The sequence below is a fragment of the Howardella ureilytica genome, assembly GCF_054657495.1.
The window spans coordinates 39,480-53,825 of record NZ_BAAHYP010000005.1 but is presented as its reverse complement, the minus strand read 5'-3'; the positions used below and the strand labels follow the sequence as shown (position 1 = coordinate 53,825).

The following is a 14,346-nucleotide window of genomic DNA, read 5'->3' as shown; positions in this document are numbered from 1 at the left end:
ACGATTATGATAAAAAAATCAATATATCTATCCGTTGCCGTATGTGCCCTGTCTTGTTTTTTCATGATAACGGCATTGCTTTACGGCGGTAAAAGCGTTGTGAAGAATCAATTTATACAGCCGGGATTTGAGAATGATTACGAAACAGGCAACCCATCCGACAAATTAACGCCTGAAGAAAAGAAAAACTGGCTTGAGCTAAGCAGTGCCGGAATGAGTTATAAAACGCATATTTTGGACAATATTTACTTGGATAATTCCGATTACGGTAAAGTGTATTTCACTAACGAAGATACAAATAAGAATGTTCTTTTGAAAATAAGAGTTCTTAACGGATATAACGAAGTTGTCGCAGAGACAGGCTTAATTAAGCCTGGAGAGTATATAGAAAAGGTGAAGTTTAGGGAGAACACCGATGCGGGATCATATAAGATAAAAATAATGTCATATGAGCCTACGAGATATTACAGTATGGGAGCCGTAATAATAGACGCAAAATTAAATCATATGTAACAGATACAGAAAATATAATTGAAGTTGTGCAGCTAAAGCAGCGGGGCGTAAGTAATACATATTATATAATAAAATAAGCACTGTAGTATTTAAGAGACAGCTCTTTAAATACTGCAGTGCTTTATTTGGTTAATAAAAAATTATAACTGGGCTGAGCGATATACGATAACAGGCGTATTTACCTTCATCTTTTCATACATAGGCTTAACGATTGAAAGCGGAGTATTAATACATCCGTGAGAACCGCCGTTAGTCTTATAAAGTTCGCCTCCGAATGTGGTAAACCATGATGCGTCGTGGATACCGCATCCTTCCCAATCAAATGGCATCCAGTAGTCTGCGTGAACTACAGGCTGGAATAAAAGGAAATATTTATCCGTTGATTTGGATAATATTCTGAAGATACCGCTCGGAGTAGCCGCATCCTTGTATCTTCCCGATTCGTCTCCCGTACGAACATCCGTGTCGAGATACAGGCTTCCGTCAACATAATACCACATATGCTGTCTGGAAACGTCAATTTCAACATATGTATCTCCGATGTCTCCCGAACCGTTGGCGGCGTTTCTTGTAAGCGCCGGATTATCCCATACGGCTTCTATGGTCTGTGATTCACCGGATTTAATTGCGTTTTTAATGGCTTCCGCAGTTGCATCCTTATCAAGCTTAAAGCCATATGTATCTCTTGCGGTACCCGGAAGAGATACAAGTCCTATTTCCGTTGCAGGGAACTTTCTTGTTGTTCCGTATGTATTATACTTATCTGCAAGAGATGATACATATTCATTAACCAAATCATCTTTAAATGATAACTCGGTTCCGTCAGTCGTTATCCAATTCTTAAATGTATCAACATCTATGGTTTCTGTTGCACCTGTTAAATCAATCGTAACCTTTACATCCTTAAGCTCGGAAATTGTGGATAACAATGATTTAAGTTCTGCATTATCGGCATAAACCGTAGGCTTAAGGTAACATCCGGATTGTTCTATATCTACGGAGAATACACCGGAATTAAGATCGGAGATTATTGTATTCTGTAACTTATCTCCGTCAATTTTGTTACCTTCAACAGCCTCTACAATAACGGGTTCGCTCTTTGAAGTGTCAATGTATGCATTGGCGGGTTCCACAGCATTGGAGTTAAGGTTGTTTACGATATCGGAGATTTCACTTTTTAATTTCTCTTCATCATATGTTGTTTTTGTTTGAACATCATATGTTTTCTTTCCTGCGAGATTGAAGAGCCATAACATAGGTGACTGTCCTTTTTGAATTGCCTGAATGTCCGTTGAATATTCAGATTTGTATCCGATGTCTGACAACTTAATGCTCTCGGTTGCGCCGTCTTTCGTGGTTATCGTAATGGAGTCGGATGAGACAAGATCGTTGTTAAGATCGGCAACCGTCATGAATCCGGCCTTTTTTTCGCCCAGATAAGTATTCCCCCAAAACTTATTGGACGAAACGATAGCTCCTATAATATAGAATGCGGCAAAAGCAACTACCGGTATTAACCAAAACAGAAACTTTTTATTTTTTTTCATATAAATTGCAGCCTCCTTAGCAAACAATGCGCATATCCATATAGTAATCTAAAATTCGTTACTATTCCACATACCTATGTACTATATAAATATATGAGCTATTGACAATTATTTCAATACTCACAGAGCGGTAATTGTAATAGTCATCAATACATCATACTTTACAAACAATAGTATTTTACTCTAAAGAAAGAATCTGTTCAATAATAAACGTGTCTTTATATTATAGCAAATCTTTAATAATTTCGCCTGCCATAATTATTCCGGCGCATGGAGGAACAAAGGGTGATGAACCGGGAGTTCTTTCATCATTACCTTCGGCAATAAACAATGGTTTTACGGGGATTTCCGTGGAATAGGCAACTTTAAGATCCGTTACCCCTCTTTTTTTAAGCTCTTTTCTCATTACTTTGGCCAGTTTACATACAGAGGTTTTGTAAATGTCGTCGATTTTTATTTGTGTGGGATCGAATTTATTGCCCATACCCATACTTGATATGACATTTGCACCTTCTTTTTTTGCCTTAAGTATCAGTGCAATTTTTGCCGTAACATTGTCAATGGCATCGACAACGTAATCATATTGAGAAAAATCAAATTCATCACTGTTCTCAGGCAGGAAAAACATTTTCCTGGTTTCTATTTCGGCATTGGGATTGATGGAAAGCATTCTTTCCTTTGCAACGTCGGTTTTATTCATACCGACTGTTTTATAAGTGGCAAATAATTGTCTGTTGAGATTTGTTTCGTCAAATGAATCCTTATCTACCAATGTAAAGTGCCCTATTCCCGCTCTGGTAAGGGCTTCGGCAAGTGAGCCGCCGACTCCTCCGAGACCGAATATAATTACTTTCTTCTTATTTAATTCTTCAATCTTGTCTTTTCCGATAAGCATTGCAAATCTTTGAAAATTATTTGTCATAGTATATATCTCCTATATGTTATATCTAAATATTATGTTGCTCTACTATACAATAATATATAAACAAATGTAAATATATATTATAGGAAGGAAGTCAACCGTATACGGAAATATAACATTGAAAATATGTAAGTAAATCAATGAAATATGAGAATGCAGCATCAAAAATACAGGAAGAAACTCAATGAAACATGAAAAAGTACCACCGGAATATATAGGAAGAAACTCTATCAAACACGGAAAATTGACATCACAATATACGGTAAGACAGCACCGCTCAACATTAATATGCAGCACCGAAATAACAGTTAAGAAGTCTTATTAAATATGTGAAAATGTGTACTTTATTAAATACAATTATTTCTTAAATATTATCCGTTTGTAACAAATAAGTAACATTTTATTTGGCTGAAAACACAGTAATATTCAGCGTTTACATGATAATCGGTGATTTAAGCGATTAATATATAATTTATATAGTTATTGTTTAATAATTAATTAAAGTTTGACAAATATATTTAATATTGTTATAGTGACAAAGTAATAAATGTAACAAATTAGAAACAATTAGAAACGAATATGTTATAAATGTACACTTGAAAGGATTTTTTATGAAACCGATTATTAAGAGATTTGCCGTAGTATCTTCAGTTACTGCTGCAAGTATAGGCTCTTTATTTATACAGACACTTACAAACGCAGGAAGTTTACCTAACTCTGAAAACGGATTCAGTTCAGATTCAACAATCAAAACCGTATATACGGAAACTGTTGCCGCTCCGGAGGAAACTGAGAAAGATATTTTTGACAACAAAGCAATTGCAATAACCGGATTGGATGTATATGCAAGCGCCGATAAAGATGCCGCTGTTGTAGGCAAGCTTAATGACAAGAATATCGCTGATGTAATTTCCAACGAAGGTGACATGACTCTCGTACAGTCAGGTAATCTTAAAGGATATGTAAAGAGCGAAAATCTTGTAATCGGTGATGAAGCCGAAGCTGTTGCATACAATATCGGAAATGTAACCGCGAAGTCCAAGGCGGATAATACTGTATTATACGGTAAGGACAATAAGGAAACCGTTAAGACAGTAAATCCGGACGAAACTCTTAAGGTTGTTTCAACAGCTGAAAACAAGCTTGTTGTTCAGTTAGATAATAACGTTGAGGCATATGTTAACACTGATCAGGTAGATGTTGATTTCGGATTAGAAACAGGTAAGACTAACGAAGAAATTGCCGCAGAAGAAGCTGCATCATATTCAGGATCATCGGTGAGCGGTCCGTATTCAAGCCACCTTACAAAATCTGCAGGAGTGTTCAACGGCCCTTCAGGTTATGAAACATATTATAACCTTAACATGAACGGCGTTGTAAGAATCATGCGTTCATTAGGATACTCAGAGGCAGATGGCTGGGTATACTGGGTTCGTGACGACGGCGTTAAAATGTTCGGTAATTATGTAATGGTTGCGGCTGACCTTTCAAGAAGACCAAAGGGAACAATATTAGAGTCTTCATTGGGAACTGCAATTGTTGTAGATACAGGAAGTTTCGTGGCTTCCAACCCTAATCAGCTTGATATTGCAGTAGCATGGTAATTTGTATGGATTTGAACGGAATATAACCGGGTAATACCCCCTGTTTTACAGACCCGGTTTGATATAAGACTGTAATTATGTAATTTTATACATAGTTACAGTCTTTTTATATGATATTTTCTTTACTTTTTGACCTTAGGTTGTATAATATTCACTGTATAAAGAATAATTATGCATTAAAATGAATAAATTAGGAAGTTCGGCGTTAATTACAGTGTAAATGCATATATTACGGCCGTAATCTTATAATGTACATGGTATCGGGAGGATAATATGATTGATTTAAAGGGAAGAGATTTTCTTACACTTATGGACTATACAAAAGAAGAAATAGAATATTTATTAGATCTTTCCGCAAGATTAAAAGCAATGAAGAAAAACGGTGAGGTTTGGGCTCCGCTCAAAGGCAAAAATATCGCCATGATATTTGAGAAGACAAGTACAAGAACACGCTGTTCATTTGAGGTTGCCGCACATGACCTGGGTATGGGAACAACATATCTTGACTCAACGGTATCACAAATCGGAGTAAAAGAAAGTATTGCGGATACCGCTAATGTTCTGACAACAATGTTCGACGGAATAGAATACAGGGGTTACGGTCAGGAAATAGTTGAGTGTCTGGCAAATAATGCAACGGTTCCGGTTTGGAACGGACTCACCAATGATTATCATCCTACACAGCTTCTTGCGGACATGCTTACCATTAAAGAGAAGTTAGGTTCTCTTGAAGGCAAGAAAGTGGTATACCTCGGAGACGCAAGATACAACATGGGCAATTCATGGATGGTTGCATGTGCAAAAATGGGTATGCATTTTGTGGCATGTGCTCCGAAGGAGATGTACTTCCCTGATGAAGTGCTTCAGGCTAAATGCAAAGAATGGGCAAAAGAAAGCGGCGGTTCAATAGAATTCAGCACAGAGGTTTCTTCATGTGAAGGTGCTGATGTAATTTATACCGACGTATGGGTATCAATGGGAGAGCCTGATGAGAAATGGGCTCAGAGAATCGGCGACCTTATGCCTTATCAGGTAAATGCGGATTTGATGAAAAGGGCAAAGGAGAATGCGATATTTATGCATTGCCTTCCTTCATTCCACAACCTTGACACATTAAAGGCACAGGATCTTAACAAAAAATTCGGCATAACAGAGCTTGAAGTTACGGATGAAGTATTTAATTCGGAACAGTCGGTTGTATTTGATGAAGCAGAAAACAGAATGCATACAATAAAGGCTGTTATGGCGGCTACACTCGGCGTTGATCCGGATAGGGACTGATATGAGCGAAACGGTATTGTGTGCGGCAAGCGCATATGAGAGAAAATATTATTTTAATCCTGAGTTTGCAAAATTACCCAAGGATATACAGGACGAGCTGCAGATAATGTGCGTAAAGTATACAGAGGAGTGCGGCGGAGTCATATCGGTTGTGTTTAATGAAGGCGGAGACATTGAATTAAGAACGGAAGTCAATGAAGACGATATTTTACATGACGGAATATCCGCGGGGATTATGATTAGGCAGCTGGAAAAGGAAAAAGAAGAGTTGTTTGAACAGCTTGTATATTTTTACAGGATATTTATATCAGCTTCCGATAACGGAATATGATTTTAACCGATAATTACAGGTATATTGAAAAGGCGGAAAATGAGTTTGAAAATAGGAGACGCAGAATTCGGTACACCTGTATTTTTAGCTCCGATGGCAGGGGTTACGGATTATGTGTACAGAAAAATATGTCATGAACAGGGATGCGGAGGAAGTACGACAGAGCTTATAAGCGCCAAGGCCGTATTGTACAAAAATAAAAATACGGAGCCGCTGCTATATACGGAAGGTGACGAAGGTAACGTCGGATTGCAGTTATTCGGCTCATCACCGGAAATAATGGGCAGTATTGCGAGAGAACTTGAAGACAGAAAATTTGCATTTGTGGATATAAATATGGGATGTCCCGTTCCGAAGGTAGTAAACAACGGGGAAGGATCTGCATTGATGAAAGATCCGAAACTTGCGGGAGCCATTGTCAACAGTATCGTTAACAGCCAGTCCAAACCGGTAACAGTAAAAATAAGATCGGGATTTGATGACGCTCATATTAATGCTCCGGAGGTGGCCCGTGAATGTGAGAAAGCCGGCGCAAAGGCAATATTTGTACATGCAAGAACCAGAGAGCAGTATTATTCCGGGAAAGCGGATTTGTCAGTCATAAAGGCGGTTAAAGAAGCCGTGAAGGTGCCCGTAATAGGGAACGGAGACATAACGGACGAAGAGTCAGCATATCATATGATACGACTTACAAAATGTGACGGAATTATGGTAGGAAGAGCCGCGAAGGGAAATCCATGGATTTTTTCAAGATTTAAAAAGATGTTTGACACATATTCCGTGGAGGAACTAAAGAGCGGGGAATCGGAGATTAAAAGCGAATATAATCACGTTAATATAGTGGACCTGGAAACAAGAAAGAAAATGATGATCCGCCACATAAGGGAACTTACGGCGTTTAAAGGGGAATATATTGCCGTAAGGGAAATGCGCAAACATTGCGGATGGTATACCGCGGGTATTCCCCATGCCACGGAATTAAGAAAAGAAGTCAATTCCTGTGAAAGTGCCGACGAACTTGTGAGGCTTGTTGAAAGGATACTATAAATTGACATTGATGTCATAAAATATTATAATCTCATGGTGAATTTTATAATAATATAATTTTGATATAAGATGTTAGAGCACATATTCTGCTCTAACATTTATTTTATAATAGCATAATAAAGCGCAGGGCTCACAGGAGCGCAATACTTAACACGGAAAGGCAGGCTGACATGGCAGAAAAGAATTGGATTACAAAAGAGGGATACGAAGCAAAGAAGGCAAGACTCGAACATCTTATGACCGTTGAGCGTCAGGAGATTATCAAAAAAATAGGTGAGGCAAAGGAACAGGGAGACTTATCCGAAAACGCCGAGTACGAAGCGGCAAGAGAAGAACAGGGAAAGATTGAGGGTGAAATCTCCAAACTCGAGGCTGAACTTAAGAACTGCCAGATTATTGATGAAGAAAAGAGCGGTGATAACAAGGTTGCCTTCGGAAGTGTCGTGACATTAAAGGATCTGGAATATGATGAGGAACTTGAATATAAACTTGTAGGTCCTCTTGAAGCAAGTATCCTTGACAATAAGATTTCCATAGAATCACCTATCGGAAAACTTATTCTCGGACGTGAAGTAGGTGATATCGTAAGTGCGGCTTCACCTGCAGGCGGCATTATCGAGTACAAAATTTTGGCGGTTAAGAACGACTGATTACTGATTATTGATTACGGAAAGGAGAACCATTGTGGCAGACAACAGAGAAGCGGATGTTAACGAGCAGATAAAAAACCGTATGGAAAAGCTCAACGCATTACAGTCAGAAGGAAACGATCCCTTTGAGATAACAAAGTATGACGTAACATGCCATACAAATGACATAAAAAATAATTTTGACGAGATGGACGGCGCAGAAGTAAGCATAGCAGGTCGTCTTATGGCCAAGAGAGTTATGGGTAAGGCATCATTTGCCAATGTTGCGGACAGAAACGGCAATATACAGCTCTATGTTTCCAGAGACGATTTGGGAGAAGAGGGATATAAGGCTTTTAAAAAATTCGATATCGGTGACATCGTAGGCGTTAAGGGTAAGGTATTCAAGACTCAGAAGGGCGAAATATCGGTACATGTAACGGAGATTACCCTTCTTGTTAAGAGCTTACAGGTTCTTCCTGAAAAATATCACGGACTCAAGGATACGGATCAGAGATATCGCCAGAGATATGTAGATCTTATCGTAAATCCGGAAGTAAGAACGACATTTGAGAAGAGATCGGCCATTCTCAGTGAAATCAGAAGCTTTTTAAACGGCAGAGAATTTATCGAAGTTGAAACACCTATTCTTGTTGATAATGCCGGCGGAGCGAGTGCAAGACCGTTTACGACACATTACAATGCCTTAAGCAAAGACATTAATTTGAGAATCTCTCTTGAGTTATATTTAAAGAGACTTATCGTAGGCGGACTTGAAAGAGTATATGAAATAGGAAGAGTGTTCAGAAACGAGGGCGTTGACGGAAGACATAATCCGGAATTCACCCTTCTTGAATTATATGAAGCATATACGGATTATAACGGCATGATGGAACTTACGGAAAGTTTAATCAGAGATGTATGCCTTAAGGTTAACGGTACGGCCAAGGTGCCTTACGGTGACGAAGTGCTTGATTTTGAATCTCCGTTTGCAAAAATGACAATGACAGATGCGGTTAAGAAATATTCCGGAATAGATTTCAATGATATCCCGGATACGGAATCCGCAAAGGCTCTTGCAAAAGAAAAGGGAATTGAGTTTGAAGACAGACATAAGAAGGGTGATATCTTAAGCCTGTTCTTTGAAGAATACGTTGAGGAGAAGCTTATTCAACCTACATTTATTATAGATCATCCTATAGAAATATCTCCTCTTACAAAGAAGATTCCTAACAATCCGGAACTTACGGAAAGATTTGAATTATTTGTTGCGGGCCGTGAACTTGCCAATGCATATTCAGAGCTTAACGACCCTATTGACCAGAGAGAGAGATTTGAAGCTCAGGAGGCTTTAAAGGCAGCGGGAGATGATGAAGCCCAGTCCATTGATGAAGATTTCCTTAATGCGCTTGCATATGGTATGCCTCCTACCGGCGGAGTCGGTATCGGTATAGACAGACTCGTTATGCTCCTTACAAACGAAGCCTCCATCAGAGATGTACTTTTATTCCCGACAATGAAGACCCTCAATGACGGAAAGAAAAACGATGCGGGCACTACGGCTGCAAATACGGATACAAAGCCTGAAAATATTGACTTTTCCAAGGTTAAGATTGAGCCTTTATTTGAAGAAACCGTTGATTTTGAGACATTTTCAAAGTCTGATTTCCGTGCGGTAAAGGTTAAGGATTGTATTGCGGTTCCTAAGTCGAAGAAACTTCTTCAATTTACTCTCGATGACGGAACGGGCACAGACAGAACCATTTTAAGCGGTATTCATGAATATTATGAACCTGAAGAATTAATCGGAAAGACATGTATTGCCATTGTAAATCTTCCACCGAGAGCTATGATGGGCATTGACTCTTGCGGTATGCTTATCAGTGCTGTTCATGAAGAAGAAGGCGAAGAAAAGCTTCATCTTCTGATGGTTGATGACCACATTCCGGCAGGTGCAAAGCTGTATTGATCCGGGGAAAATCACAGGCGGAAAACCTGCGGATTTTTACAACAAATCCAGGCTGATTTTTTGCAGTGGCACCGGATTTACAACATTTGTGCAACAAAAAGTCAAATAACGGTACATCGTAACAGATGACAGTATAAAGTAAAGTGTACGTCCCGGTTCCAAAAACCTTCAAGGCACTCCTTTTCAGAATCAATCTGAGAGGGGGTGCCTTTTTGCGTGCAGACAGCAGGAAAAGAGGCTGAAAAGCCTTTCATCCCTGTTTGAAAGGTCATATTTATTATGCTGTGATCTTCTTGAAAATTACTTGAAAGTCTTTTTTATCTGCTCCAGAAACTTTTCAGCAATAGGAGTAAAGGTCTGATATTTATTCCATATGAGATATAGTTCTGACTTCAGTTCAGGTGAAAGCGGTCTGAATACCATATCAGTTCCTTCGGTATTTATCAGATTCTTAAATGTAAGAAGTATTCCGAGGTTTTCTCTTGCAAATACATAGCCGTTATAAGATAGCCTGAAGGAGCCTTCAAGTTTTAGCTTAGAAAATCTTTCTTTAGCCCATGTTTTGATTTCATTGTTCCAGCTTTGCTCAGAGACAAACAGAGGCTGTCCTATCAGGTCAGAGACATGGATGGATTTTTTCTTTGCAAGTGGATGAGATGAAGATATGATTGCTTCCCATACATCGGCTTCCGGAAACTTAACATATTCATATTTATTGCTGTCAGGTGTTTCACATAGTACAGCAAAGTCTAAAATGCCTTTATCAAGCTTTTCAGTAACCTGTTCAGTATCTCCGCTGGTTATATGATAAGTGAAGTTTGGGTATTTTTCCTTTAATTTATAAATCTCTCTGGCAAGGTATCTGATCTGATAGCTTTCTGCCAGTCCCAAATATATATCCCCGCCTGTTATATCATCCAGGGAGTTAAATTCCTGTTCAATCTTATCTGACATAGCCACAAGATCCTGTGCGCGGTCACGCAGGAGCACTCCTTCATCAGTGAGTGAAATACTGAAGCTGTGCCTGATAAACAGTTTCTTCCCAAGTTCTTCCTCTAACGCTTTTAATGTCTTTGAAAGAGTTGGTTGCGAAACATGGAGCTGCTCAGCAGCCTTCGACATGTTTTCTTCCCTGGCAACTGCAAGAAAATATCTGAGATTTTTTATTTCCATGAAATCCTCCATAAAGCCGGCTGTTTAAGCGTTATTCAAAAAACGAATATCATGATATTTATTTTATTCATTAGCGAAAATCCGGTCAAGGTTTTAATATAAAAACCGGAAGGAGAAATAAGATGGATACGGTAAAGATTCTTGAAAACCTTTCAGATATGGGCTGTGACGATAAACAAATAGACTTCATGAAGAAAATGTATGAAGAAGGTGATACCGATACTCTTTTACGAGATCTTAGGAAATGCCGTTGTCACCTTATGGATGAGCTTCATGAGAGCCAGAAAAAAGTAGATAATATGGATTTTTTGATAAGACAGATACAGAAAGAAAAATAATTCAGGAGGATGACAAAATGATCAGAAAAGAAGAATTAAACCTTGTAACTGAGTGGGATAAGACATTTAAGAAAAGTGATAAGGTAGACCACAGCAAAGTTACATTTGTAAACAGATATGGAATCACCCTTGCGGCAGATATGTATGTTCCAAAGAATGCGGAAGGAAAGCTGCCTGCAATTGCCGTAAGCGGACCTTTTGGCGCGGTAAAGGAGCAGTGTTCAGGCCTCTATGCACAGACAATGGCAGAAAGAGGATTCTTAACAATCGCTTTTGATCCTTCTTTTACAGGTGAGTCCGGAGGAAATGTAAGATACATGGCATCTCCTGATATCAACACAGAAGATTTTATGGCGGCAGTTGATTTTCTTTCCTTGAATGAGAAGGTTGATCCTGACAGGATTGGAATCATCGGTATCTGCGGCTGGGGTGGAATGGCTATTAACGCAGCTGCGTTGGATACAAGAATAAAAGCAACCGTTGCTTCTACCATGTACGACATGACAAGAGTAAATGCCAAGGGATATTTTGATTCAGAGGACAGTGAAGAAGCAAGATACCGGCATAAGGCAGCTTTATGTGCCCAGAGACTTGAGGACCTTAAGGCAGGTGAATATAAGCTTGGCGGCGGAGTTGTAGATCCGCTTCCTGAGGATGCCCCTTTCTTTGTGAAAGATTACTATGACTACTACAAGACCGACAGAGGTTATCACAAGAGAAGTCTTAATTCTAACGGAGGCTGGAATGTAATCGGTTGTGAGTCTTTCGTTAATCAGCCAATATTAAAGTACAGTAATGAAATCAGAAGTGCAGTATTACTTGTCCATGGAGAAAAGGCACACTCATGTTATTTCTCAAAGGATGCCTATGCAGATATGATTAAAGACAGCAAGTATACTGATAATAAAGAACTTATGATAATCCCTGATGCGGTGCATACAGATCTATATGACGGCGGAGATAAGGATTATATTCCTTATGACAAGCTGGAGAGCTTTTTTAAGGAGAATTTAAAGTAATGATAACAGTTGAAGAAATACTGGAATATCTTAATTCGGACAGAGTAGAAGATATGACAGAAGAGATGCATGAATGTTTCATGAGGCAGAGCCAGGCTGCCATAAAGCAGACCATGGAATTAAATACCAAGTACCATACGCCAGAGGAAATCGTCAGTATCATGACTGAACTGACAGGTGAGGAAGTGGATGAAAACTTTAGATTGTTCCCACCTTTTTATACGGATTTTGGAAGAAACATTCACATCGGAAAAAATGTATTCATCAATTCCGGATGCAACTTCCAGGATCAGGGCGGCATATACATTGGTGATAACACCCTGATTGGGCACAGGGTCGTCCTTGCTACTCTGGATCATGATTTGAATCCTTATGACAGGCACCTTCTGTGTGCTCCTATACATATTGGAAACAGGGTTTGGATCGGAGCAGGAGCGATAATTACAAGAGGTGTGACAATTGGTGATGGTGCTGTAATTGCAGCCGGAGCTGTTGTGACAAAGGATGTTGAGGAAAACACAATTGTAGGAGGTGTTCCTGCAAAATTTATCAAGAAGATAGAAAATGTTAAACCGATAGAGAAGAAATAAAGGATGGGATTATATGAGTAAAGTATTAGTGATTTCTACAAGTCTTCGAGCAAAGAGTAATTCCGATATACTTACGAAAAAGCTTATAGAGGGAGCAAAAGCTTCAGGTCATGATGTGGAACATATAAGCCTGAAAGGGAAAAATATCGGTTTTTGTATAGGCTGTCTTGCCTGTCAGAATACTCAGAGGTGTGTCACTAATGATGATGCTGTTGGGATTGCAGAAAAAGTAAAGAACTCAGACACGTTGGTATTTGCGACTCCGATTTATTACTACGAGATGAGCGGCCAGATGAAGACTCTTTTGGACAGGCTCAATCCTCTGTATCCTTCAGACTATAAGTTCAGGAATGTATATATGCTCTCTGTTGCGGCTGAGGATGAAGAGTTTGTACCCCAAAAGGCTGAAAGCGGACTCCGGGGATGGGTTGATTGTTTTGAAAAGGCAGAATTCTCCGGTTCATTATTCTGTGGAGGCATAGTCGATATGGGAGAGGCTTCAAGTAAATCCGAGGAATTAAGTGAAGCCTATGAGTTTGGAAAGGCATTAAAATAGAATGGGTTTGCGATGAAAACGAAATTGATCTTGACGACGTTTAGTGTGTTCATGATGCTTTTGGTCAGCGCCTGTTCAGGTGATACTAAGACAGCAGAATATGCAAATCATGATTCGCTAGCTGCCGGTTATACATCGGAAAATGTAGAAGAAACTGTTTTATCAGAAGACTCAGAAATATATCGCACAGAAGAAGTTGATAATCAGGCTGCTGAGAATAATACTTCATCTGATGAAACAGGTATTGGAGAAACCACTATGATAATGAAAATCGGTGATACAAAAGTAAATGTGGATTGGGAAGACAACCAGGCTGTAGCAGCACTACGGGATATGGTCAGAGAAGGTGATGTTACAATCCAGATGTCAATATATGGAGGTTTTGAGCAGGTAGGCTCATTAGGACAGAACTTGCCGCGAGATGATAAGCAGACAACAACGACTTAAGGTGACATTGTACTATACTCAGGAAATCAGATGGTAGTGTTCTATGGTTCTAATAGCTGGTCATATACAAGGCTTGGTCACATATCTGATAAGAATGCGGAAGATATAACTGATCTTCTTTCTAATGGAGATGTTACTATAACCATTAGCATTGAATAAAACGGACTTTTTTTAAAATGTCTGCAAAATGTCCGCTTGCTGTCTGTTTTCAGGCGTTTTTGGGACGCGCTGATGTATCGACGACGATGAATATCTATGTTGATGTGACCGACGCTCTGAAAAAGAAAGAGCTCACCGCCTATGACGACTATATGACAACAAAGCTGGAAACTTGAAGAAAAGCACTCTGTGAGTAATTCGCAGAGTGCTTTCACTTTTTC

General features: G+C 39.2%; 15 protein-coding genes and 1 pseudogene. 13 read left to right on the top strand and 3 right to left on the bottom strand.

Annotation, left to right across the window (positions count from 1 at the left end; all coding sequences use genetic code 11):
• The first annotated feature begins 6 nt into the window (after nt 1–6).
• Entirely contained in the window at nt 7–513 is a 507-nt protein-coding gene (locus ACYQ1N_RS03625) for a hypothetical protein (protein ID WP_459832844.1), read from the top strand.
• Nucleotides 514–653: 140 nt separating this feature from the next.
• Here ACYQ1N_RS03625 and ACYQ1N_RS03620 read toward each other — a convergent pair whose 3' ends face one another.
• Entirely contained in the window at nt 654–2,060 is a 1,407-nt protein-coding gene (locus ACYQ1N_RS03620; protein ID WP_459832842.1) for a L,D-transpeptidase family protein, read from the bottom strand.
• A 223-nt stretch (nt 2,061–2,283) separates the two neighbouring features.
• Nucleotides 2,284–2,982: a tRNA threonylcarbamoyladenosine dehydratase gene (locus tag ACYQ1N_RS03615; RefSeq protein ID WP_459832841.1), complete on the bottom strand. Its 699-nt coding sequence runs from the start codon at nt 2,980–2,982 to the stop codon at nt 2,284–2,286.
• 184 nt (nt 2,983–3,166) lie between these two features.
• Between ACYQ1N_RS03615 and ACYQ1N_RS03610 the strand changes: the two genes are divergently transcribed.
• The 7 genes from ACYQ1N_RS03610 (at nt 3,167) to lysS (ending at nt 9,843) form a co-directional block, all read left to right on the top strand.
• A complete protein-coding gene (locus tag ACYQ1N_RS03610; protein ID WP_459832840.1) occupies nt 3,167–3,307 on the top strand; it encodes a hypothetical protein in 141 nt (46 codons plus the stop codon).
• A 286-nt stretch (nt 3,308–3,593) separates the two neighbouring features.
• Nucleotides 3,594–4,586, top strand: coding sequence for a hypothetical protein (locus ACYQ1N_RS03605; protein WP_459832839.1), 993 nt, complete (start codon nt 3,594–3,596; stop codon nt 4,584–4,586).
• Between the two features lie 273 nt (nt 4,587–4,859).
• Nucleotides 4,860–5,867, top strand: a complete 1,008-nt coding sequence (gene argF, locus ACYQ1N_RS03600; RefSeq protein ID WP_459832838.1) for an ornithine carbamoyltransferase — start codon at nt 4,860–4,862, stop codon at nt 5,865–5,867.
• A 1-nt stretch (nt 5,868) separates the two neighbouring features.
• Entirely contained in the window at nt 5,869–6,198 is a 330-nt protein-coding gene (locus ACYQ1N_RS03595) for a DUF6145 family protein (RefSeq protein ID WP_459832836.1), read from the top strand.
• 39 nt (nt 6,199–6,237) lie between these two features.
• On the top strand, nt 6,238–7,245 hold the full coding sequence (dusB, locus tag ACYQ1N_RS03590; protein WP_459832835.1) for a tRNA dihydrouridine synthase DusB: 1,008 nt from the start codon (nt 6,238–6,240) through the stop codon (nt 7,243–7,245).
• A 170-nt stretch (nt 7,246–7,415) separates the two neighbouring features.
• A complete protein-coding gene (greA, locus tag ACYQ1N_RS03585; RefSeq protein ID WP_459832833.1) occupies nt 7,416–7,895 on the top strand; it encodes a transcription elongation factor GreA in 480 nt (159 codons plus the stop codon).
• A gap of 34 nt (nt 7,896–7,929) precedes the next feature.
• Nucleotides 7,930–9,843, top strand: coding sequence for a lysine--tRNA ligase (gene lysS, locus ACYQ1N_RS03580; RefSeq protein WP_459832832.1), 1,914 nt, complete (start codon nt 7,930–7,932; stop codon nt 9,841–9,843).
• Nucleotides 9,844–10,143: 300 nt separating this feature from the next.
• On the opposite strand, the gene ACYQ1N_RS03575 is transcribed toward lysS, so the two are convergent.
• Nucleotides 10,144–11,016 carry a LysR family transcriptional regulator gene (locus ACYQ1N_RS03575; protein ID WP_459832831.1) on the bottom strand — a complete coding sequence of 291 codons (873 nt, stop codon included), beginning with the start codon at nt 11,014–11,016 and terminating at the stop codon, nt 10,144–10,146.
• Between the two features lie 122 nt (nt 11,017–11,138).
• Between ACYQ1N_RS03575 and ACYQ1N_RS03570 the strand changes: the two genes are divergently transcribed.
• The 5 genes and pseudogenes from ACYQ1N_RS03570 to ACYQ1N_RS03550 all read left to right on the top strand — a co-directional run bounded on the left by ACYQ1N_RS03570 (nt 11,139) and on the right by ACYQ1N_RS03550 (nt 14,125).
• Nucleotides 11,139–11,354, top strand: a complete 216-nt coding sequence (locus tag ACYQ1N_RS03570) for a hypothetical protein (RefSeq protein WP_459832829.1) — start codon at nt 11,139–11,141, stop codon at nt 11,352–11,354.
• A gap of 20 nt (nt 11,355–11,374) precedes the next feature.
• A complete protein-coding gene (locus ACYQ1N_RS03565) occupies nt 11,375–12,373 on the top strand; it encodes an alpha/beta hydrolase (protein WP_459832983.1) in 999 nt (332 codons plus the stop codon).
• Between the two features lie 2 nt (nt 12,374–12,375).
• On the top strand, nt 12,376–12,963 hold the full coding sequence (locus tag ACYQ1N_RS03560) for a sugar O-acetyltransferase (protein WP_459832981.1): 588 nt from the start codon (nt 12,376–12,378) through the stop codon (nt 12,961–12,963).
• Nucleotides 12,964–12,976: 13 nt separating this feature from the next.
• Nucleotides 12,977–13,519, top strand: coding sequence for a flavodoxin family protein (locus ACYQ1N_RS03555; protein ID WP_459832827.1), 543 nt, complete (start codon nt 12,977–12,979; stop codon nt 13,517–13,519).
• A gap of 12 nt (nt 13,520–13,531) precedes the next feature.
• Nucleotides 13,532–14,125, top strand: a pseudogene (locus tag ACYQ1N_RS03550) (cyclophilin-like fold protein).
• The last annotated feature ends 221 nt before the right edge of the window (nt 14,126–14,346 follow it).